Origin of the sequence: Pseudomonas brassicacearum (genome assembly GCF_009601685.2) — a bacterium.
GTDB classification, from domain to species: Bacteria; Pseudomonadota; Gammaproteobacteria; order Pseudomonadales; family Pseudomonadaceae; genus Aquipseudomonas; species Aquipseudomonas kilonensis_B.
The window spans coordinates 5,428,612-5,449,580 of record NZ_CP045701.2 but is presented as its reverse complement, the minus strand read 5'-3'; the positions used below and the strand labels follow the sequence as shown (position 1 = coordinate 5,449,580).

General features: G+C 60.9%; 21 protein-coding genes. 14 read left to right on the top strand and 7 right to left on the bottom strand.

Translation table 11 applies throughout. The annotated features are described in order from the left end of the window. Positions 1-458 precede the first annotated feature (458 nt). The 7 genes from cyoA to GFU70_RS23495 all read left to right on the top strand — a co-directional run bounded on the left by cyoA (position 459) and on the right by GFU70_RS23495 (position 6,101). Entirely contained in the window at positions 459-1,406 is a 948-nt protein-coding gene (gene cyoA, locus GFU70_RS23525; RefSeq protein WP_058543610.1) for a ubiquinol oxidase subunit II, read from the top strand. Positions 1,407-1,409: 3 nt separating this feature from the next. Further along, positions 1,410-3,440: a cytochrome o ubiquinol oxidase subunit I gene (gene cyoB / locus GFU70_RS23520; RefSeq protein WP_058543611.1), complete on the top strand. Its 2,031-nt coding sequence runs from the start codon at positions 1,410-1,412 to the stop codon at positions 3,438-3,440. A gap of 3 nt (positions 3,441-3,443) precedes the next feature. Then, the gene (locus tag GFU70_RS23515; RefSeq protein ID WP_003205395.1) at positions 3,444-4,070 is read left to right on the top strand and encodes a cytochrome o ubiquinol oxidase subunit III; all 627 of its coding nucleotides are present in this window, start codon (positions 3,444-3,446) and stop codon (positions 4,068-4,070) included. Next, on the top strand, positions 4,071-4,406 hold the full coding sequence (gene cyoD / locus GFU70_RS23510; RefSeq protein ID WP_058543612.1) for a cytochrome o ubiquinol oxidase subunit IV: 336 nt from the start codon (positions 4,071-4,073) through the stop codon (positions 4,404-4,406). A gap of 11 nt (positions 4,407-4,417) precedes the next feature. Continuing rightward, positions 4,418-5,305 carry a heme o synthase gene (gene cyoE / locus GFU70_RS23505; protein ID WP_003178131.1) on the top strand — a complete coding sequence of 296 codons (888 nt, stop codon included), beginning with the start codon at positions 4,418-4,420 and terminating at the stop codon, positions 5,303-5,305. A 140-nt stretch (positions 5,306-5,445) separates the two neighbouring features. After that, positions 5,446-5,790 carry a hypothetical protein gene (locus tag GFU70_RS23500; RefSeq protein ID WP_058543614.1) on the top strand — a complete coding sequence of 115 codons (345 nt, stop codon included), beginning with the start codon at positions 5,446-5,448 and terminating at the stop codon, positions 5,788-5,790. After that, positions 5,787-6,101 carry a helix-turn-helix domain-containing protein gene (locus GFU70_RS23495; protein WP_003205391.1) on the top strand — a complete coding sequence of 105 codons (315 nt, stop codon included), beginning with the start codon at positions 5,787-5,789 and terminating at the stop codon, positions 6,099-6,101. The genes GFU70_RS23500 and GFU70_RS23495 overlap by 4 nt, the downstream gene beginning before the upstream one ends. Before the next feature lie 95 nt (positions 6,102-6,196). Here GFU70_RS23495 and GFU70_RS23490 read toward each other — a convergent pair whose 3' ends face one another. From GFU70_RS23490 to GFU70_RS23480, 3 genes are all read right to left on the bottom strand, one after another. Further along, the gene (locus GFU70_RS23490) at positions 6,197-6,901 is read right to left on the bottom strand and encodes a hypothetical protein (RefSeq protein ID WP_116641364.1); all 705 of its coding nucleotides are present in this window, start codon (positions 6,899-6,901) and stop codon (positions 6,197-6,199) included. Positions 6,902-7,005: 104 nt separating this feature from the next. Continuing rightward, a complete protein-coding gene (locus GFU70_RS23485; RefSeq protein WP_153388882.1) occupies positions 7,006-8,019 on the bottom strand; it encodes a sensor domain-containing diguanylate cyclase in 1,014 nt (337 codons plus the stop codon). 217 nt (positions 8,020-8,236) lie between these two features. Beyond that, entirely contained in the window at positions 8,237-9,154 is a 918-nt protein-coding gene (locus tag GFU70_RS23480; RefSeq protein WP_064106950.1) for a LysR family transcriptional regulator, read from the bottom strand. A gap of 99 nt (positions 9,155-9,253) precedes the next feature. On the opposite strand from GFU70_RS23480, the gene GFU70_RS23475 reads away from it, so the two are divergent. Beyond that, positions 9,254-10,429, top strand: a complete 1,176-nt coding sequence (locus GFU70_RS23475) for an aspartate aminotransferase family protein (protein WP_153388881.1) — start codon at positions 9,254-9,256, stop codon at positions 10,427-10,429. Between the two features lie 152 nt (positions 10,430-10,581). Further along, positions 10,582-11,316 (top strand): OmpA family protein, encoded by a 735-nt coding sequence (locus tag GFU70_RS23470; RefSeq protein WP_003205385.1) that lies wholly within the window; start codon positions 10,582-10,584, stop codon positions 11,314-11,316. Positions 11,317-11,541: 225 nt separating this feature from the next. Here the strand turns inward: GFU70_RS23470 and ehuA are convergent, their stop codons facing one another. From ehuA to ehuB, 4 genes are all read right to left on the bottom strand, one after another. Then, positions 11,542-12,411 (bottom strand): ectoine/hydroxyectoine ABC transporter ATP-binding protein EhuA, encoded by an 870-nt coding sequence (gene ehuA, locus GFU70_RS23465; RefSeq protein WP_413468828.1) that lies wholly within the window; start codon positions 12,409-12,411, stop codon positions 11,542-11,544. Further along, on the bottom strand, positions 12,411-13,067 hold the full coding sequence (ehuD, locus tag GFU70_RS23460) for an ectoine/hydroxyectoine ABC transporter permease subunit EhuD (protein ID WP_058543618.1): 657 nt from the start codon (positions 13,065-13,067) through the stop codon (positions 12,411-12,413). The genes ehuA and ehuD overlap by 1 nt, the downstream gene beginning before the upstream one ends. After that, positions 13,064-13,723 carry an ectoine/hydroxyectoine ABC transporter permease subunit EhuC gene (ehuC, locus tag GFU70_RS23455; protein WP_058543619.1) on the bottom strand — a complete coding sequence of 220 codons (660 nt, stop codon included), beginning with the start codon at positions 13,721-13,723 and terminating at the stop codon, positions 13,064-13,066. Before ehuC ends, ehuD begins: the two co-directional genes overlap by 4 nt. Positions 13,724-13,806: 83 nt before the next feature. Continuing rightward, positions 13,807-14,661 carry an ectoine/hydroxyectoine ABC transporter substrate-binding protein EhuB gene (gene ehuB / locus GFU70_RS23450; RefSeq protein ID WP_153388880.1) on the bottom strand — a complete coding sequence of 285 codons (855 nt, stop codon included), beginning with the start codon at positions 14,659-14,661 and terminating at the stop codon, positions 13,807-13,809. A 290-nt stretch (positions 14,662-14,951) separates the two neighbouring features. Here ehuB and GFU70_RS23445 point away from each other — a divergent pair, with 290 nt between their 5' ends. The 5 genes from GFU70_RS23445 (at position 14,952) to doeB (ending at position 20,859) form a co-directional block, all read left to right on the top strand. After that, positions 14,952-16,346 carry a PLP-dependent aminotransferase family protein gene (locus GFU70_RS23445; RefSeq protein WP_058543621.1) on the top strand — a complete coding sequence of 465 codons (1,395 nt, stop codon included), beginning with the start codon at positions 14,952-14,954 and terminating at the stop codon, positions 16,344-16,346. Between the two features lie 291 nt (positions 16,347-16,637). Next, entirely contained in the window at positions 16,638-17,609 is a 972-nt protein-coding gene (eutB, locus tag GFU70_RS23440; RefSeq protein WP_153388879.1) for a hydroxyectoine utilization dehydratase EutB, read from the top strand. 22 nt (positions 17,610-17,631) lie between these two features. After that, on the top strand, positions 17,632-18,624 hold the full coding sequence (locus tag GFU70_RS23435; RefSeq protein WP_058543623.1) for a cyclodeaminase: 993 nt from the start codon (positions 17,632-17,634) through the stop codon (positions 18,622-18,624). 39 nt (positions 18,625-18,663) lie between these two features. Then, positions 18,664-19,854, top strand: a complete 1,191-nt coding sequence (gene doeA / locus GFU70_RS23430; RefSeq protein ID WP_116641370.1) for an ectoine hydrolase DoeA — start codon at positions 18,664-18,666, stop codon at positions 19,852-19,854. Between the two features lie 3 nt (positions 19,855-19,857). Continuing rightward, positions 19,858-20,859, top strand: coding sequence for a N(2)-acetyl-L-2,4-diaminobutanoate deacetylase DoeB (doeB, locus tag GFU70_RS23425; protein ID WP_058543625.1), 1,002 nt, complete (start codon positions 19,858-19,860; stop codon positions 20,857-20,859). Positions 20,860-20,969 lie beyond the last annotated feature (110 nt).

The following is a 20,969-nucleotide window of genomic DNA, read 5'->3' as shown; positions in this document are numbered from 1 at the left end:
AATCGGGCGTAGTAGCCCTACGTTTTTTGGGGTTCTTGTTGAGAATTAATTTCGATAACATGCTGGCTTGTTGCAATATCTGTGAAAGATTGTTGCCGGATCGGATAAAAATTATTTCGAGATGAGACATGGTCTACAGCGGCTCAGCTCTCTACAATCGCCCGCACCGATTTTCCGACCCGGCTCAAGCTTGAGCACGAGAGTGGTCGAAGGGCGCCAGCGCCCCATGCGACCCCAGGTGTCGGTGCCTCCAACTACCCGCACCAAATGGAATTGGGCTTGAACTAGGCCTTTGACCAACGAATAAGAACTCACTGCTGGCCCAGGATGTGTCGAACAGCCTCTGACGTTCGACGGGCAGCCCTTATTCAATCCAAGAAAATGCCAACCCTTGGCAGGGTGAAGTGTTGGCGATCAAAACCCAACTGCATTGCGCAAGCTGCTTTAGAGGTCGTGAGATGATTAAAAACAGGTACCCCCGATTACTAGGCTTGTTGCCGCTGCTCGGCACGTTGCTGCTGGGAGGCTGCAACATGACCTTGCTCGATCCCAAGGGCCAGGTCGGCCTGGATGAACGAAACCTGATCATCACCGCTACGCTGCTGATGTTGCTGGTCGTTGTGCCGGTCATCGTCATGACCTTCCTGTTCGCCTGGAAGTACCGCGCAACCAATACCAAGGCCACCTACACGCCGAAGTGGTCGCATTCGACCAAGATCGAAGTGGCGGTGTGGACCATTCCGGTGCTGATCATCATTGCCCTGGGTTACATCACCTACAAGTCGACCCACGCCCTGGACCCGTATCGTCCGCTGGATTCCGACGTCAAGCCGATCACTATCGAAGTGGTCTCCATGGACTGGAAGTGGCTGTTCATCTATCCGGAACAAGGCATTGCCACGGTCAACAAGATCGTGTTCCCGGCCCACACGCCGATCAATTTCAAGGTCACTTCCGACACCGTGATGAACTCGTTCTTCATCCCGGGCCTGGGCGGCCAGATCTACGCGATGGCGGGCATGCAGACCAAGCTGCACTTGATCGCCAACCAGAACGCCGAACTCGACGGTATCTCCGCCAACTACAGCGGCGCGGGTTTTACCGGCATGAAGTTCAAAGCAATCGCCACGACCCAGGAAGATTTCGACGCCTGGGTCAACGATGTGAAGAAGGCACCTAAACAGCTTGAAAAAGCTGAATACGAAGCCCTTTCCAAACCGAGCCAGAACAACCCAGTCGAACTCTACTCGTCGGTCACGCCGAACCTGTTCCAGACCATCATCGACAAATATGAAGGGATGAATCCGGGCAAGCCGATGCACCACGAGAAGAACGAGAAGGAAGTGGCCCACAACATGGAAGGGATGGACATGAGTTCGCATTCAGCTGCCGGGGCAGAGGAGTAAACGATGTTTGGTAAATTAAGTTGGGAAGCGATCCCGTTCCACGAGCCGATTGTCATGGTGACCCTCGCCATCATCGCGCTCGGTGGTCTGGCATTGTTTGCAGGCATCACTTATTTCAAGAAGTGGACCTACCTGTGGACCGAGTGGCTGACGTCGGTCGACCACAAGAAAATCGGCGTGATGTATATCGTCGTCGCCATGGTCATGCTGCTGCGTGGTTTTGCCGACGCCATCATGATGCGTACCCAGCTGGCCATGGCCACCGAGGGTTCGCCTGGCTACCTGCCGCCTGAACACTATGACCAGATCTTCACCGCCCACGGTGTGATCATGATCATCTTCATGGCGATGCCATTCTTCACCGGCCTGATGAACCTTGCAGTGCCGCTGCAGATCGGTGCCCGCGACGTGGCCTTCCCGTTCCTGAACTCCCTGAGCTTCTGGCTGCTGGTGTCTGGCGTGGTGCTGATCAACCTGTCCCTGGGCGTCGGCGAATTCGCCAAGACCGGCTGGGTTGCCTATCCACCGTTGTCGGGCCTGCAATACAGTCCGGGCGTGGGGATGGATTACTACATCTGGGCGCTACAGCTATCCGGGTTGGGGACGACGCTGACGGGGGTCAACTTCCTGGCCACCGTGGTCAAGATGCGTACCCCGGGCATGAAGCTGATGGACATGCCGATCTTCACCTGGACCTGCACCTGGGCCAACGTCCTGATCGTCGCTTCCTTCCCGATCCTGACCGCTACCCTGGCCCTGCTGACGCTTGACCGTTACATGGATTTCCACATTTTCACCAATGAGCTGGGTGGAAATCCGATGATGTACGTCAACCTGTTCTGGGCCTGGGGTCACCCTGAGGTGTACATCCTGATCCTGCCGGCGTTCGGGATTTTCTCCGAAGTCATCTCGACCTTCTCCGGCAAGAAACTGTTCGGCCACCACTCGATGATCTACGCTAGCGGCGCGATCTCGGTGCTGGGCTTCATGGTCTGGCTGCACCACTTCTTCACCATGGGTTCGGGGGCCAGCGTCAACGCCTTCTTCGGCCTGGCGACGATGCTGATTTCGATTCCGACGGGGGTGAAGCTGTTCAACTGGCTGTTCACCATCTATCAGGGCCGCCTGCGTTTCACCAGCCACGTGATGTGGACCCTGGGCTTCATGGTGACCTTCGCCATCGGCGGCATGACCGGCGTATTGCTGGCCATCCCGGGTGCTGACTTCGTGCTGCACAACAGCCTGTTCGTGATCGCGCACTTTCACAACGTGATCATCGGTGGCGCCGTGTTCGGCTACATCGCCGGTTTCGCCTTCTACTTCCCGAAAGCGTTCGGCTTCAAGCTGCACGAAGGCTGGGGCAAGGCCGCGTTCTGGTTCTGGATCACCGGCTTCTTCGTTGCGTTCATGCCGCTCTATGTACTGGGCTTCATGGGCATGACCCGTCGCCTGAACACCACCACCAACCCTGAGTGGGTGCCGTACCTGTACGTCGCCATGTTCGGCGCGGTGATGATTGCCGTCGGCATCGCCTGCCAGCTGATCCAGTTGTACGTCAGCGTGCGCGATCGCAAGAAGCCAGAGAACATGTGCGAACACGGTGACCCGTGGAATGCCCATACCCTGGAATGGTCGACCTCTTCGCCACCACCGTTCTACAACTTTGCCGTGCTGCCAAAGGCAGACGTCATCGACCCGTTCACCGAAGCCAAGGAAAACGGCACCGCGTACCCGGTCCCGGCCAAGTACGAGCCGATCCACATGCCCAACAACACCGCCACCGGTGTGGTCATGGGCGCGCTGCTGACCGTGTTCGGTTTCGCGATGATCTGGCACATCTGGTGGCTGGCCATCGCCAGCCTGGTCGGCACCGTGGTGTATTTCGCCATCCATGCTGCCCGTGACGATCAGGGCTACATGGTGCCGGTGGATGTCATCGAGCGCATCGAAGCCGAGCAGCACAAACGTCTGGTAGCGGCCGGGAAAGTCCCTGCCACCGCCACCCGTGTTGAAACCTCGTTGGAACAGGCTTAAACCATGTCGAACTTAGTGACCACTGTTGGACACGCCCATGGTCATGACCATGGGCACGATGACCATCACCACGACTCGGGCGAGATGACCGTATTCGGTTTCTGGCTCTACCTGATGACCGACTGCATTCTGTTTGCGTCGATCTTTGCAGCGTACGCGGTGCTGGTTAACAACGTCGCCGGTGGCCCATCGGGCCACGACATCTTCGAACTGCCATACGTACTGGGCGAAACCGCGCTGCTGCTGTTCAGTTCGATCACCTACGGCTTCGCCATGCTGGCGTTGTTCAAGGGCAAGAAAACCCAGGTACTGGGCTGGCTGGCCATGACCTTCCTGTTCGGTGCCGGCTTCATCGGCATGGAGATCAACGAGTTCCACATGTTGATCTCCGAGGGCTATGGCCCTAACCGCAGCGGTTTCCTGTCCGGGTTCTTCACCCTGGTCGGCACCCACGGTCTGCACGTGACCAGTGGCCTGATCTGGATGGCGATCATGATGTACCAGGTCCAGAAAAACGGCCTGACCGCCACCAACAAGACGCGCCTGAGCTGCCTGAGCCTGTTCTGGCACTTCCTGGACGTGGTGTGGATCTGCGTATTCACCGTTGTTTATCTGATGGGGACCCTGTAAATGGCTAACGCACATTCCCATGATGGCCACGACGCCGGCCACGGCAGCGTCAAGTCCTACGCTATCGGTTTCATTCTGTCGGTGATCCTGACCGTCATTCCGTTCGGCCTGGTGATGTACCCATCGCTGCCCAAGAGCCTGACCCTGTGGATCGTACTGATCTTCGCCGTGGTCCAGGTCCTGGTGCACCTGGTGTACTTCCTGCACCTGGACCGCTCCGCCGCCCAGCGTAACAACGTGGTCGCGTTTATCTTTGCCGCGATCGTGATTGTCCTGCTGGTTGGCCTGTCGTTGTGGATCATGTTCAGCATCCACACCAACATGATGGCGCACTGAGGAAAGTCCGGATGTCCCTGAAGCACTTTATCCAAATCACCAAGCCTGGGATCATTTTCGGTAACGTGCTTTCTGTGGCAGGCGGGTTTTTCCTGGCCTCGAAAGGGCATGTCGATCTGGCCATCTTCCTGGCGGCGATGATCGGTACTTCCCTGGTGGTGGCGTCCGGTTGTGTGTTCAACAACTGCATCGACCGTGACATCGATATCAAGATGGAACGCACCAAGAATCGGGCGCTGGTCCAGGGCCTGATTCCGGTGCAACTGGCCCTGGCGTTCGCCACGGTGCTGGGCGTGGCCGGCGTGGCGCTGTTGTATTGGGTGGCCAACCCGTTGGCGGCGTTGTTCGCGGTGATCGGTTTTGTCATCTACGTTGGCCTCTACAGCCTGTACCTCAAGCGCAAGTCGGTCCACGGCACGCTGGTGGGCAGCCTGTCGGGGGCGATGCCGCCGGTGATCGGCTATGTGGCGGTCAGCAACAGCTTCGACATGGCTGCGCTGACGCTGCTGGTGATGTTCAGCCTGTGGCAGATGCCGCATTCCTACGCCATCGCGATCTTCCGCTTCAACGACTACCTGGCGGCTTCGATTCCGGTGCTGCCGGTCAAGCGCGGCATTCGGGTGGCCAAGAAGCACATCCTGCTCTACATCCTGGCCTTCCTCGTGGCGACCTTGATGCTGACCTTCAGCGGCTACGCCGGCATGAGCTACCTCGCCGTCGCCGCCGCCATGGGCATGTACTGGCTGTACATGGCCTGGACCGGCTACAAGGCGGTGGATGACACGGTCTGGGCACGCAAGCTGTTCGTGTTCTCGATCTTCACCATCACCGCCCTGAGCGTCATGATGTCCCTGGACTTCAAAGTGCCGAGTGAGCTGCTGCTGACCTACGCGCCTTAAGCTTCAGACGCTGCAAAAAAAAGCCCCGCCTTCGAGAGAAGTGCGGGGCTTTTTGTTGAGGTGAGGTGTGGATTGGCTGTCATTCGTCGCAATAGATTATGGTTTGTTGAACTGTACGCAATTTGCCTATAGTTTCTGCCATGCGTACCCTATTTTTTGAAACGACTACATTCACCGACACGGTTGGCCATTACCTGACTGATGATGAGTATCGCCTGCTTCAGTCCTATATGCTGCAGCATCCAGAGGTTGGTGACGTCATGCCACGTACCGGCGGCTTTCGTAAGCTGCGCTGGTTCGATGAACGTCGTGGTAAAGGGAAGAGAGGCGGGTTGCGCGTTATTTATTATTGGCTCATGAACGATCGTCAGTTCTGGATGTTCGCGATTTATGACAAGGACGAGTTGGAAAACCTGACCTGCGAGCAAGAGAAGACGCTCAAGCGCGCCATAGAAGCTGAGTTGAAAGTAAGAGGTACCTTATGAAAAAGCGCGATCTGTTTGCCGAGATGATGCAAGGCGTCGAGGAGATGGCCGCTCACCGGGAGGGCAAGATTACCCTTCGCCAGATATCGATTGAAGACAAACCGGTTCCCGAGGTGTCTGCCCAAGAAATCGTGGCGTTGCGCGACAAGCTCCACATGTCTCAAGCCGTTTTCGCCAAGAGCATCAGGACCAGTCCAGGTACGCTCAGGAACTGGGAACAGGAGAAGTCCAAGCCTAACGCCCAGGCGGCTTTGTTGATCAAACTGGTCGAGAAATTTCCAGATATGGTCGAACGACTTGGCGCTGTTTGATCCGCTCATATCCATGAAAAAAGCCCCGCCTTCGAGAGAAGTGCGGGGCTTTTTCTTGGGGATTACTCCCACAAGGGGGAAAAATCAACGTGGGTTTATTGCTGGGCGATGCTGTAGCCGTCGAAGGCTTTCTGCTGTTGCAGGGCGGTGACGATGCTTTTGCGGGTGAGCGGTTGTTCGGCGCCGTCGTTGTCCAGGAAGGTTTCGCTTTCCAGCTCGGCTTCGTCGCCTTCGCCTACGAAGTTGAAGCCCAGGAACTCGAAGGCTTCGCGGTCGACGTTCGGCTTGGAGCGTGGTGTGCGCAGGGGCAGGGTGACGCTGATGCCGTCCTTGCTGATGACGAACACTTCGGCTTCCTTCTTGGCCCGCGAGGCCTTGCCCTTGCTGCCGCTCGGGTTGCTGATGGCCTGGTGGGTCTGGTTCAGCACTTTCAGGGCCAGGCCGTAGACCAGTTCCTGGAACGACGGGTCGTCCTTGTAGCTGGAGAGGATGCGGCTGATCGGGAAGCGGCTGCTCAGGTCTTCCAGGGCCGCGAAATCGGCGGCTTCGGCGTCCTTGAGTTGTTTGAGCTGGCCCATCAGTTCGTAGGCCTTGTCGTCGTCGAAGGCATCGTGAGCCTGGCGGATGGCGTTGCGCAGTTCGCGGATCTGGTCGCTTTCGCGGTTCGACTGGAACGCATCGAGGACCATTTCGCTGATGGTTTTGGCCTGGGGCAGATGCTGTGAAAGATTGATGGAGTTTTCGTATTCCGCTTTGGACGACAGGGTGACTACGGATTCAGCGGTGTTGGAATCGGACATTGAAATTTCACTACTTCTGTTAGCGGGATGAGGCGAGAAAGGCATTGAGCTTTTTTCCGGTCGCCTAATCTATTGGACGCGGGCGGTGTTGTCACGGTCGGAGCTCATTCACAAATCACATTCTTGCCCGACATCTTGGAGCGATACAGCGCCTGGTCCGCCCGGTGCAGCAATGCCGCCTGCTGTTCATCCTCGAATCGCTGCACCACGCCAAAACTCATGGTGATCTGGAAGTCGCCCACCGGCAGCAGGTCGGACAGGCCCCGGCGAATGCTTTCCGCCAGCAGGCGAGCGTCGGCCAGGGTGGTGTTGGGCAAGATCATGATGAATTCGTCACCGCCCCAGCGCACCAGCAAATCGCCGTCGCGCTCGCAGCGCTTGACGCTCTGCACCACTTGTATCAACGCTGCGTCGCCAAAGGCGTGGCCGTAGCGATCGTTGATGTCCTTGAAATCATCCACGTCCATGGCGATCAGCGACAACGGCTCGCGAAAACGCTGCGCGCGCTCACAGGCCAGCGGCAGCGCCTGGTCCAGGCGATAACGGTTGGCGACCCGGGTCAGGGCGTCGGTTTCGGCAAGCTTGCGGTTTTCGTCGAGCTGGATCTGCAACTGATGGTTGACCCGGGACAGTTCGCGGGTGCGTTCTTCGATCACGGCTTCCAGGGATTTGTTGCGCCGTTCCAGCTGTTCGAACAGGCGTTTCTTGTCATCGATACTGCGGTGGGCGCCGATCATGCGCGCCACCGTGCCGTCCGGGTTGCGTGCGATCACATAGCCGCGATCCTCGATCCAGATGTAGGAACCGTCGTAGGTGCGGCAGCGGTATTCGGCCTGGTAGACGTGGGATCGGTGTTCCAGGTAGTCGTCGAACAATGCCATGACCCGTGGATAGTCATCCGGGTGGATCACGCTTTCCCAGGTCAGTACGGTGTTGTCCAGTGAGTGAGGCAGGTAGCCAAGCATCGTGTACCAGCCGGGGTTGCGGTAGACGAAGCCGGTGTTGGCATTCCAGTCCCAGATGCCATCGCTGACCAGTTCCAGGATGGTGTGCAGTACGCCTTCGTCCAGATCGGACAGGTCGAGCCGCAGCATGTCGATGTTCGAGGCATCTCCCATCGTCGTTTCCTCAATCAGCCTTGATATCAAAATGCTCGTCCAAGGAGGAAGAGTAGCTGATGGGGGGCGAGAGGCACTAGCGGGGGATGTTCAGGCGGGGTTCGCTTTTGTGGCGAGGGGATTTATCCCCGTTGGGTCGCGCAGCGGCCCCCGATGTGAACCGACAGCCTTGGGGTTGCTGCGCAACCCAGCGGGGATAAATCCCCCCGCCACAACATCATTCGGCTGGGGTTTGGGGTTTGCCCCATTTTTCCAGCGCGAACTCGACAAAACTGCGCAGTTTCGGCAAGCGGTAGCGATCCTGCGCATACATCAAGCTCATTGGGCGATGGGGCAACCGGTAGTCCTGCAGCAGCGCTACCAGGTGTCCATCCTGCAGGTCCTGGGCCACCAGCGCATCGGGCAGCATCACCACGCCCATCCCGGCCAGGGCGGCGCGGTGCAGGCCCGAAGAGCTGTTGATCAGCATCGGTCCGTTGACCGGCACCTTGATTTCCCCTTCCGGGCCGTTGATCGGCCAGAGGTCCTGGGCAAAGCGCCAATCGTCCCCTGCTAAATAGGCGAACGACAGGCAATCGTGCTGCTGCAGGTCCGCGGGTTTTTCCGGTGTGCCGCGCCGGGCCAGGTAAGCGGGGGAGGCGCAGATGGTCAGGGTGTAGTCCATCAAGGGGCGGGCGATCAGTTTCGGGTCGGGATGACCGAGGCGGATGGCGACGTCGAATCCATGTTCGAGCAGGTCCAGCCGCTGGTTGGTCAGCACCACGTCGAGCTTGACCTGTGGGTAGCGTTGGCTGAATTCGGCCAGGGCCGGCGCCAGGCGCTCGCTGCCAAAGGTCAGCGGCGCGGTGATGCGCAGGGTGCCGGCGGGTTCGCCCTGGGTCTGTTCGGCCAGGCGCTCGGAATCGGCCACCAGCCCCAGCACTTCCAGGCAACGTTGGTAGTAGGTCGAACCGAACTCGGTCAGGCGCTGGCGCCGCGTCGTACGGTTGATCAGACGCACGCCGAGACGTTGCTCCAGCGCACGAAGATGATTGCCCACCATGGTGGTGGACATTTCGCACGCCTGGGCCGCCGCTGTCAGGCTTCCGGCTTCCACCACCTTCACGTAAACGGTCATTGCCTGGAACAGGTCCATTATCAAGCTCAACTTTAAAATGATTGAAGTAAAGCAGCGTTTATCCAGTCTTGGTGGCTAACCATACTGGAAAAAACCAACCCAATGGAGCTTGATGTCATGACCGCTGCCTGCCTGATGACCACTTACCAACCCCTGGCGCTGAGTTTCACCCATGGCTTGGGTACGCGCTTGTGGGACCAGGACGGCCGCGAATACCTCGATGCGGTGGCGGGCGTGGCGGTGACCAATGTCGGCCACTCCCACCCGCGGCTGGTGGCCGCCATCAGCGAGCAGGCTGGCCTGCTGCTGCATACGTCGAACCTGTACAGCATCGATTGGCAAGAACGCCTGGCGCAAAAGCTCACTCAGCTGTCGGGGCTGGAGCGGGCGTTTTTCAACAACTCAGGCGCCGAGGCCAACGAAACCGCGCTGAAACTGGCGCGTCTCTATGGCTGGCACAAGGGTATTGAGCAGCCGTTGGTGGTGGTCATGGACAATGCATTCCACGGGCGCACATTGGGCACGATGTCCGCCAGTGACGGCCCGTCCGTGCGGCTGGGCTACAACCGCTTGCCGGGGGATTTCATCAAGGTGCCGTTCGGCGATCTGGCAGCGTTGGAAGCGATCGAGCAGGCTCATGCCGAGCGCATCGTTGCGGTATTGGTGGAGCCGATCCAGGGTGAAAGCGGTGTGCAACTCGCCCCGCCGGGTTATCTCAAGGCCTTGCGGCAGCTGTGCAGCCGGCGCGCCTGGCTGTTGATGCTTGACGAGATCCAGACCGGCATCGGTCGTACTGGCCAGTGGTTCGCATTCCAGCACGAGGGCATCGTGCCGGACGTCATGACCCTCGCCAAAGGCCTGGGCAACGGCGTGCCCATTGGGGCCTGCCTGGCACGGGGCAAGGCTGCCGAGCTGTTTACCCCGGGCAGCCATGGCAGCACCTTTGGCGGTAATCCGCTGGCCTGTCGGGTCGGCTGCACGGTGCTGGATATCATTGAGCAACAAGCGCTGGTGGACAACGCCAGGCACCAGGGCGAACAGTTGCTGAGCCGGCTGCGGGCCGAGTTGGCGGACAACCCGAATGTCTTGGCGATTCGCGGCCTGGGGTTGATGATCGGCATCGAACTCAAGCAACCGGTCCGCGACCTGGCCCTTCGCGCCGCCCGGGACCACGGCCTGCTGATCAATATCACCCGGGGCCAGACCATCCGCCTGCTGCCGCCACTGACGATCGATGGGCGGGAAGTGGAGATGATTGTCCGGGGCGTGAGCCGCTGTCTGGCGCAGGGATGAGGGGCGTTCGCCCGGACGACGAGTTTTTATCGGTCAGCCGGGCGAAGCGCGACGCAGCGGGACGGAATTTTTAACGGTTGTTGCGTTCCAACGCCTGCCAGAGTCGATTGCCTACACTTTGGCATTCAGACTGAAAAACCAGGAGCATCTTCATGTTCACCTCGCGTCGCTTGATCGTTGTCGCAACTGCCGTGGCCCTGTTGTCCGGCTGTGCGTCGCCTAACCCCTACGACAACCAGGGACAGGCCTCTACCGAATCTTCGGGCATGAGCAAAACCGCCAAGTACGGCGGCCTCGGTGCACTGGCAGGGGCGTTGGCCGGTGCGGCCATCGGTCACGATAACCGCGGTAAGGGCGCATTGATCGGCGCCGCAGTGGTGGGGGCATCCGCGGCCGGCTACGGCTACTACGCCGACCAGCAAGAAAAGAAACTGCGCGCCAGCATGGCCAATACCGGTGTTGAAGTGCAGCGCCAGGGTGACCAGATCAAGCTGATCATGCCGGGCAATATCACCTTCGCCACCGATTCGGCGAACATCGCCTCCAGCTTCTACCAGCCGCTGAACAACCTGGCCAACTCCCTGAAGGAGTTCAACCAGAACCAGATCGAAATCGTCGGTTACACCGACAGCACCGGTAGCCGCCAGCACAACATGGACCTTTCCCAGCGTCGTGCGCAGAGCGTGGCGACTTACCTGACGTCCCAGGGCGTGAGCGGCGCCAACCTCTCGGCCCGTGGCGCCGGCCCGGACAACCCGGTGGCCAGCAACGCCGACGTCAATGGCCGTGCGCAAAACCGTCGTGTCGAGGTCAACCTCAAGGCCATTCCCGGCCAGCAGTACCAGGCACCAGCGCAGCAGGGCCAGACTTACCAGCAGTATCCATAACGGCTGGGCGGCAAATGAAACGGGGGCTCTGGAAACAGGGCCCCCGTTTTTTTGTGGTTGTCAGTTTCTATCAGCCTGATGCCGCCACTTGTGGCGAGGGGATTTGTGGGAGCAAAGCTTGCTCGCGAAACAGGCGCCTCGATTTTCTGAAAGACCGCATCGCTTTCATCGCGGGCAAGCCTTGCTCCCACAAGTCTCCTCGCCACAAAGGTGTTCACAAGGGGATCAATTCGCCTCTTTCACCGCACTGAGGAACGCACACGTGCGCTCCTGCTGCGGGTGTTCGAAAATCTGCGCCGGGGTGCCCTGTTCGTGGATCTGCCCTTTGTAGAAGAAGCACACCCGGTCGGCGAACTCCCGGGCGAAGCCCATCTGGTGGGTCACCATCAGCATCGTCAGGTTATGTTCGGCCCCCAGTTTGCGGATCACATTCAGCACTTCGCCGCACAACTCAGGGTCAAGCGCAGAGGTCACCTCGTCAAACAGCATCACCTTGGGCCGCATCGCCAGCGCCCGGGCAATCGCCACCCGCTGTTGCTGGCCGCCGGACAACTGCGACGGGTAATGGTCGAGCTTGTTGCCCAGCCCCACCAGCTCCAACAGGTCGGCGGCGCGCTCCCGGGCTTCTTTCGGGTTCATGCTCAGCACCTGCACCGGCGCCTCGATCACGTTCTGCAGTGCGGTCATGTGGGGGAACAGGTTGAAACTCTGGAACACCATGCCGATCTTGCCGCGCACCCGGCGGATGTGCCGGTCGTTGGCCGGCACCAGCACGCCGTTGCGGTTGGGCATGTGGGTCAGGGAGTCATCCTCGACGCGGATCTGGCCCTGGTCGATGCCTTCCAGGGTCATCAACACCCGCAGCAGCGTGGACTTGCCCGAGCCGCTGGGGCCGATGATCGCGACCTTTTCACCGGGGGCGACATCCAGGTTCAGATGGTCGAGCACGGTGAAGCTGCCATAGCTTTTGGTCACGTCCTGGAAACTCACGATCGGCCGGGACGGTGTGGGAGTTTGCATGGCCGGGGCCTCCTGCTGCGATGCCAGCGTGCTGCGCCGGGACAAATCGGTGGGCGTGGACAGAGGTAATGTCATTAGCGTAGCTCCATGCGCGTTTCAAGGCGCCGTACCAGATAAGCCAGGGCAAGGCTCAGGGCGAGGAAGAACAGGCCCACCATGGTGATCGGTTCCAGATAACGGAAATTCTCGGAACCGATGTTCTTGGCCTGTTGCATGATTTCCACCACGGTGATCGCCGACAGCACCGGCGTGTCCTTGAGCATTGCCACCAGGTAGTTGCCCAGCGGCGGCACAATCGGCCGCAACGCCTGGGGCAGGATGATGTTGCGGTAGGCGTCGTACGGCGCGATGTTCAGCGCTGTCACCGCTTCCCACTGCGCCCGCGGCACCGCGTCCAAACCACTGCGATAGACCTCGGCGATGTAGCAGGCGTAGTGCAGGCCGATGCCGAGGATGCCAACCTGCATGGCCGTCAGGCTCAAGCCGTAGTTGGGCAGCACGTAATAGAGGAAATACACCTGGATCAGCAGGGGCGTGCTGCGGATGAACTCGATCACCGCGGTGGCCGGCCACGACAGCCAGAGTTTGCGACTGCGCCGGCCAATCGCCAGGAACAGCCCCAGGACAATCGCGATCAGGAAGCCGATCAGGGTGATGCCCACGGTATTGAGGGAGGCGCGCAGCAGGTCCGGCAGGATTTGTGCGGCGTAGGACCAGTCGAACAGCGTCATGACAGACCTCCACGCATCCGGCCCCGGCTCAGTCGTCGTTCGACGTGGCGCATGCCCAAGTTGATGGCCTGGGCGAGGATGAAATACATCACCAGGGCCAGGCTGAAGATTTCCAGGGTCTGGAAGGTCGCCTGATCCAACTGCCGCGCCCGGAAACTCAGGTCCGACAAGGTGATCAGCGACACCAGCGAGGTGTTCTTCAGCAGCTCGATCAACAGGTTGGTGCCCGGTGGAATCGCCGCCAGCAACGCCTGCGGCAGGATAATCCGCTTGAAGCGCGTAAAACCGCTGAAATTCAACGCCGTGCAGGCTTCGTATTGGCCCTTGGCGACCGAACTGATGGCACCGCGCATCACCTCGGCCCCGTAGGCGCCGATGTGCAGGCCCAGACCGACAATTGCCACGGCGTAGGGGCTCAGCGCAATGTTGAAGGGTGGCAACGGCAACACGAAGAACAGCCAGAACAGTTGCACCAGCAGCGAGGTGCCGCGGAATACTTCGATGTAGGTGATGGAAAACCAGCGCAACGCTCGCCACGGCGAGAGTCGCCCGAGGGCCGCCAGTACGGCGGTGACAATCGCCAGCAGCGAGCCGAAGAAGGTCACCTGGAGCGTGACCCAGGCCCCTTGTATCAATAACGGAAGTAATTCGCCCATGGTTCAGCCCAATGTCCGGTGAAGCAGGGAACAGGCATCACGCACCGCGCGTCATGCCTGTTTCGGCACGCCAGTCTTGACCACTACTGAGCGCAGAGCTCGGCCGCGGTCTTGCTGGTCACGTTGGATTTGTCGAAGCCGAATGGCGCAACCGTCTTGAGGTGCTCTTCGGAGCCCAGCCACTTCTTCAGCTCGGCATTGACCGCATCGCGCAGGTCTTTGTCTTCGGGCCGGAAGGCCAGGGCGCCATAACCGATGTGGGACGGATCGTCCTTGAACTCGGTCATCGCCTCTACCTTGTCGCCGCCCTTGCTGGCCAGGCCTTTCATAGTCAGTTGGGTGCCGACGGCAGCGTCCGCGCGCCCGGCACGCACGGCTTGCAATTGTGCGGTGGTGTCGGGGACCTGGAGGATCTGATCGTCCTTGACCCCGGAGTCGCGGGCATAAGCCAGGTTCACCGTGCCGGCCATGATTGCCAGTTTCACATCCGGTTGCTTGGCGATGTCTTCATAGCTGTGGAGTTTTTTCGGGTTGCCCTTGGCCACGAGCAAGGCATCGGGCAATTGGTACTGCGGATCGGTGAACAATACTTGCTTGCAGCGCGCCGGGGTGATGTACATACCCGCGGCAATCACGTCGAAGCGCCCGGCCCGCAGGCCTGGAATCAGCGAGCCCCATTCGGTGAGCACGCCATTGACCTGCTTGATGCCCATCTTGGCGAAGATGATCTTGGCGATCTCCGGCGATTCACCGGTGACGGTGCCGTCGGTTTCGGTGAAGGCGAACGGCGTTTCGTTGGCGTAGCCGATCCGGATGCTGCTGTTGCTTTTGACGGTATCCAGGGTGGCCGCTTGAACGCTGCCGGCCAGGCCCAATACGGCACAGGTCAGCAAGAGCCGACGTAGGGGCGCACAGGTGCTGGGAAGAAAATTGCTCATCGATAAAATCTCCTGTTTCTTGTGGATCCGTCGTTTGACGGCTCTGTGGTAGGAGGCAGTGTTACAAGAGCAAAGCGTACAGCGGCGGATCCGGGCGTGGCCTGGAATCGGGAACAGCGCCGGTACAGGTCGATCCGGCTTTTTATCAGGGCGATGAGCCCGCCTGGGTGACGACCTTGGACCGAGCATACAAAAGCCCCGGCATCGATTGTATTGCACTAGGACAATTGCTTTGCGGCGATGGTCGCGCAATGCTGTGCGCACCCCTACATACGCCGGTTGCAGCCGTTATGGATAAGTGGAAGTCAGCCTTGGACCTCGCCCGCAGCGGTGAATCCAAATACAAGATTCTGGTGCAGGCCATTGCCGATGATATCGAACAGGGCACCCTGGCCAACGACCAGCGCCTGCCGCCGCAACGGCAGGTGGCCGACGCCATGGGCATCAGCGTGCAAACCGTCACCAACGCCTATAAGGAGTTGGAGCGCCAGGGGCTGGTGCGCTGTGAGGTCGGACGTGGCAGTTTCGTCTCGCGGCGCATGAGCGACCGGGTGGCGACGTACATTCTCGACAGCCCCGAGCGGGCGCTGGTGGATTTTTCCATCACCCGCATCCTGCACACCCGCGAGCATGACCAGGCGTGGCGTGATACCTGCGCAGCGCTGAGCACTGAAGAGGATCAGCCGTGGATTCATGCGTTTCGCCCCATCGCCGGTTTCGAGTCCCATCGCGAAGCGGCGGCGCAGTGGATCGGCCGGCAAGGGCTGAAAGTCGACCGTAGCGATGTGCTGATCACCAACGGCGCGGCCCACGGGATTTTCCTGGCCCTCGCTTCGCTGGCCGGCCCTGATGATGTGGTGCTCTGCGAAGGCTTGACCGACCACGGCGTGATCGGCAATTCCCAAGTGCTGGGCTTCACCCTCAAGGGCCTGGAGATGGACCGCTATGGCATCGACCCCGAACATTTCGAAGACATGTGCAGCAACGAGCGCATCACGGCGCTGGTGTGCACGCCGAACCTGAACAACCCCACCACCAGCCTGATGCCCGATGCCCGCCGCCGGGAAATCGCCGAGATTGCCCGGCGCTTCGGTGTGCACATCATCGAAGACGATGTGTACGGCCCGCTGCTGGACGAGCGCCGGGCACCGCCCATCAGCCATTACCTGCCGGAGCTGTCGTTCTACTGCACGAGCATGACCAAGTCGGTGCTCACCGGCCTGCGTACTGGATATCTGGTGGTGCCCAAGCGCCTGGCCTTGCGCACCGAGAGCATCCTGCGGGTCAACAGTTGGATGGCCACACCCATGGTCTCGGAGATCGCCACCCGCTGGATTCGCGATGGACGCGCCGAGTCGCTGGTGCAACTGCAACGTCAATTGCTCGCCGGGCGCCAGGCGATGGTCACCGAGTACATGGGCGAGCATCTGCTGGGCCAGCATCCTCACGCCTTGAATGCCTGGGTTGGCATCCCGTCCCATTGGGAAGTGGACAGCCTGGTGCGGGCCCTGCGGCACAAGCACATCGCCGTCACGTCTCCCGACCCTTTCACCGTACGCGGCACCCCCAGGCCCCGCGCGGTGCGACTCTGCGTCGGCGCCGAATGCAGCGATGAAGAAATGCGCCATGCGCTGATCGGCATGCGGCAGATCTTCAACCAGTATCCGCAGATTCATGATTTCTGAGAGCTTGCTCCCGCTGGGACTGTAGGAGCTGTCGAGCGAAGCGAGGCTGCGATCTTTGCCCAGGCAGTTGAATCGAGAGCGAAGATCAAGATCAAAAGATCGCAGCCTCCGGCAGCTCCTACAGAGTCCCAGCGCGAGCAAGCTCCCTCGCCACGGGGGGAGGGGACCCTTCATAGGTTTTGTTCGCCTCTTTCAACCGGCAACGAACGCAAACTAAATTGCCCTAGTACATTCATCACCACAATCCAGCCCTCTTAGACTGCGCCCAACACATCAGCTCGGGACGCAGTCATGGCAGTGTTGCAGCTTCAGGATATCTACCGTGCTCGCCAGCGCATCGAGTCGCAGGTCAGGCGCACGCCCATGGAGCATTCCCCGAGTTTGTCGCGGTTGATGGGCGTGGCGGTGTACCTCAAGCTCGAGGCCCTGCAAATCACCGGCAGCTTCAAGATGCGCGGGGCGAGCAATGCGGTGGCGCAACTCAGCGCCGAGCAAAAGGCCCGTGGCGTGGTCACGGCTTCGACCGGCAATCATGGTCGGGCACTGGCCCATGCCGCTTCGCAACAAGGCGTCAAGGCGATTGTCTGCCTGTCGAACCTGGTGCCGGCCAACAAGGTGCAGGCGATCCGCGACCTGGGCGCCGAGGTGTGCATCGTCGGCCAGTCCCAGGACGATGCCCAGCGCGAGGCCGAGCGCATCGCCCGGGAGCAGGGCGCGACCTTTTTGCCGCCCTTTGACCATCCGGCGATCATCGCCGGGCAGGGCACCCTCGGCCTGGAGATCCTCGAGCAGCAACCGGATGTGGCCCAGGTCCTGGTGCCGTTGTCCGGTGGCGGCCTGTTCGCCGGTGTTGCCCTGGCTCTCAAAAGTGCCAACCCAGCGATTCAAGTCCACGGCATCAGCATGGAACGAGGCGCCGCGATGCACGCCAGCCTCGCCGCCGGTCAGCCCGTGGACATCGAGGAACTGCCGACGCTGGCCGACTCCCTTGGTGGCGGCATCGGCCTGGACAACCGCTACACCTTCGCCATGACCCGGCAACTGAGCGATGACGTACACCTGCTCTCGGAAGCCTCTATCGCCAATGCCATCCGCCACGCCTATCACCATGAACGCCTGGTGCTCGAAGGCGCTGCCGTGGTGGGCATCGCGGCGCTGCTCGACGGCTTGATCACGCCACGCGGGCCGATTGTCCTGGTGGTCAGCGGGCGCAACGTCGACACCGAACACCATGCCCGCGTGATCGCTGGCGCCAACGCTTGATAACCCCCAACGGAGCCCTGTCATGAGTGAAGTCACCCTATTGAGCGAAGCCGATCTGCGCAGCTGCGTGGCCCTCGACCTGGCCAGCATCGACGCCATCGAACAGGCCTTCGTACTGTTGGCCACCGCCGCCGTGGCGATGCCGCCGATCCTGCGCTTGGACATCCCCGAGCACAACGGCGAAGTGGATGTGAAGACCGCTTACCTGCCGGGTCTGGAACGCTTCGCCATCAAGGTCAGCCCGGGTTTTTTCGATAACCCCAAGCTCGGCCTGCCCAGCCTCAACGGCATGATGATGCTGCTCTCGGCGCGCACGGGCCTGCTGGAAGCACTGCTGTTGGACAACGGTTACCTCACCGCCGTGCGCACCGCTGCAGCGGGTGCGGTGGCGGCGCGTTGCCTGTCTCGCGAGCAAAGCCGCAGCGTCGCGCTGATCGGCGCCGGCGAGCAGGCGGCGTTGCAACTTCAGGCACTGCGCCTGGTGCGGCCCATCGATGAGGTGCGGGTCTGGGCGCGCGATGCGCAGAAGGCCAAGGCATTCAGTCAGGAATTGGCCCGTGACAGCGGGCTTGCGGTCACGCCATGCGCCTCCATTGACGATGCCCTGGAAGGCGTCGACATCGCCATCACTTGCACCCCCAGTCGCGAGCCGCTGATCCAAGCCCGCCATTTGCATCCCGGCCTGCACATCACGGCGATGGGCTCGGACGCGGAACACAAGAACGAAATTTCCCCGCAAGCCCTGGCGGCCGTCGACTGCTATGTCGCCGATCGCCTGAGCCAGACCCGCGTGCTCGGCGAACTGCACCACGCCCTGGCGGCCGGTGCCGTTCGCGACGACCTGGCGTTGATGGAGTTGGGACAGGTGCTGGCGGGACAGCAGCCCGGGCGCAGCGATCAAGCGCAGGTGACGCTTTGCGACCTGACCGGCACCGGCGCCCAGGACACCGCCATCGCCAACCTGGCGTTCGAGCGGGCGCGGGCGGCGGGCAAGGGCTTTGCGTTCGGCCGCTAGATCATTTTTCTCATGAGTCATTGAACAGAGGGTAGGTGGATGTCAGAGATCGTCGTCAATCTTCCGTTTAAACGGGAGGAATATGCCCAGCGCCTGGCAAAGGTTCGCGCGGCCATGCAGGCCCAGGGCCTGGAGCTGCTGCTGGTCACCGACCCGTCGAACATGGCCTGGCTCACCGGCTATGACGGGTGGTCGTTCTATGTGCACCAGTGTGTGTTGCTGGCACTGGAGGGCGAGCCCGTGTGGTTCGGTCGCGGCCAGGATGCCAACGGTGCCAAGCGCACGGTGTTCATGCAGGCCGACAACATCGTCGGCTACCCGGACATCTACGTGCAGTCCCGCGAGCGCCACCCCATGGACTACCTGTCCCGCGAGGTGATCATCGCCCGTGGCTGGGGCGCGCTGACCATCGGCGTGGAGATGGACAACTATTACTTCAGCGCCGCCGCGTACCTGTCGCTGCAAAAGCATTTGCCCGAAGCGAAACTGGTGGATGCGGCGGGCCTGGTGAACTGGCAGCGGGCGGTCAAGTCGCCTCAGGAAATCGCCTACATGCGCATCGCCGCGCGCATCGTCGAGAACATGCACAGCCGGATCCTGGAACGGATCGAACCGGGCATGCGCAAGAACGAACTGGTGGCCGAGATCTACAGCAGCGGCATCCTCGGTGCCGACGGCCATGGCGGCGACTACCCGGCCATCGTGCCGCTGTTGCCCACCGGTGCCGACGCCAGCGCGCCGCACCTGACCTGGGACGATTCACCCTTCGAGAAGGGCGCAGGCACCTTCTTTGAAATCGCCGGTTGCTACAAGCGTTACCACTGCCCGCTGTCGCGCACCATTTACCTGGGCAAGCCGCCGCAACATTTCCTCGACGGCGAAAAAGCCGTGGTCGAGGGCATCGCCGCCGGCCTGGATGCAGCCAAGCCGGGCAACACCACTGGCGACATTGCCGTGGCGTTTTTCAAGGTGCTGGAGAAATTCGGCATCCACAAGGACAGCCGTTGTGGCTACCCCATCGGGATCAGTTATCCGCCGGATTGGGGCGAGCGCACCATGAGCTTGCGCCCCGGTGACAACAGCGTGTTGCAACCGGGCATGACCTTCCATTTCATGCCGGGGCTGTGGATGGACGATTGGGGCCTGGAGATCACCGAAAGCATCCTGATCACCGAGACCGGCGTCGAGACGCTGTGCAACGTGCCTCGTCAATTGTTCGTGAAGGATTGAGCCATGCCTGACTTGCCCAACAATCCCATCAGCGCCACGGTCGACTTTACCCGCGAGGGCGTGCAGCACGGTTTTCTCAAACTGCCGCATTCGCGGGACGATTCGGCCTGGGGCGCTGTGATGATTCCCATCACCGTCATCCAGCGCGGCAGCGGCCCGACGGCGCTGCTCAGCGGTGGCAACCACGGTGACGAATACGAAGGCCCGGTGGCCCTGAGCAAACTGGCGCAGCAACTGACGGCTGAAGACGTGAGCGGGCGGGTGATCATCGTGCCGTTCATGAACACCCCGGCCTTCCATGCCGGGCGCCGGACTTCGCCCATCGACAAGGGCAACCTGAACCGCAGTTTTCCCGGCAGGCCGGACGGCACCGTCACCGAGAAAATCGCTGACTATTTCAATCGCACGCTGCTGCCCTTGGCCGACATTGTCCTGGACATTCATTCCGGCGGCCGAACCCTGGATTTCCTGCCGTTTGCCGCCTGCCACGTCTTGCCGGACAAGCAGCAGCAAGCGCGCTGCGAGGCCGGGATGCTGGCGTTCAACGCGCCGTATTGCATGCGCATGCTGGAGTTGGACGCCGGGGCGATGTACGACACGGCGGCCGAGTCCCAGGGCAAGGTGTTCGTCACCACCGAACTGGGCGGCGGCGGTTCGTCGACTGCCCGCAGCGTGGCGATTGCCGAGCGTGGGGTGCGCAACCTGTTGATCCATGCCGGCATCCTGCGGGGCACGATCGAGTTGCAGCCCTCGCTGGTGCTCGACATGCCGGACGCCAGTTGTTTCATCGCCAGCGAACACGACGGCTTGCTGGAAATGTGCCGCGACCTGGGGGAGCACGTGACCGGGGGCGAGGTGGTCGCGCGCATCTACGACGCCACCCGCAGCGGCGTCGCCCCGGTCGAATACCGCGCGGCCCGCAGCGGCCTGCTGGCGGCCCGGCACTTTCCCGGGTTGGTGCAGTGTGGCGATACGCTGGCGGTGATTGCGGATGTGTTGGCGTGATAAACCTCAACTGACACACCACCCTGTGGCGAGGGAGCTTTGTAGGAGCTGGCGAAGCCTGCGATCTTTTGATCTTTTGATCTTTTGATCTTTCGCTTGAGACTCAAGCG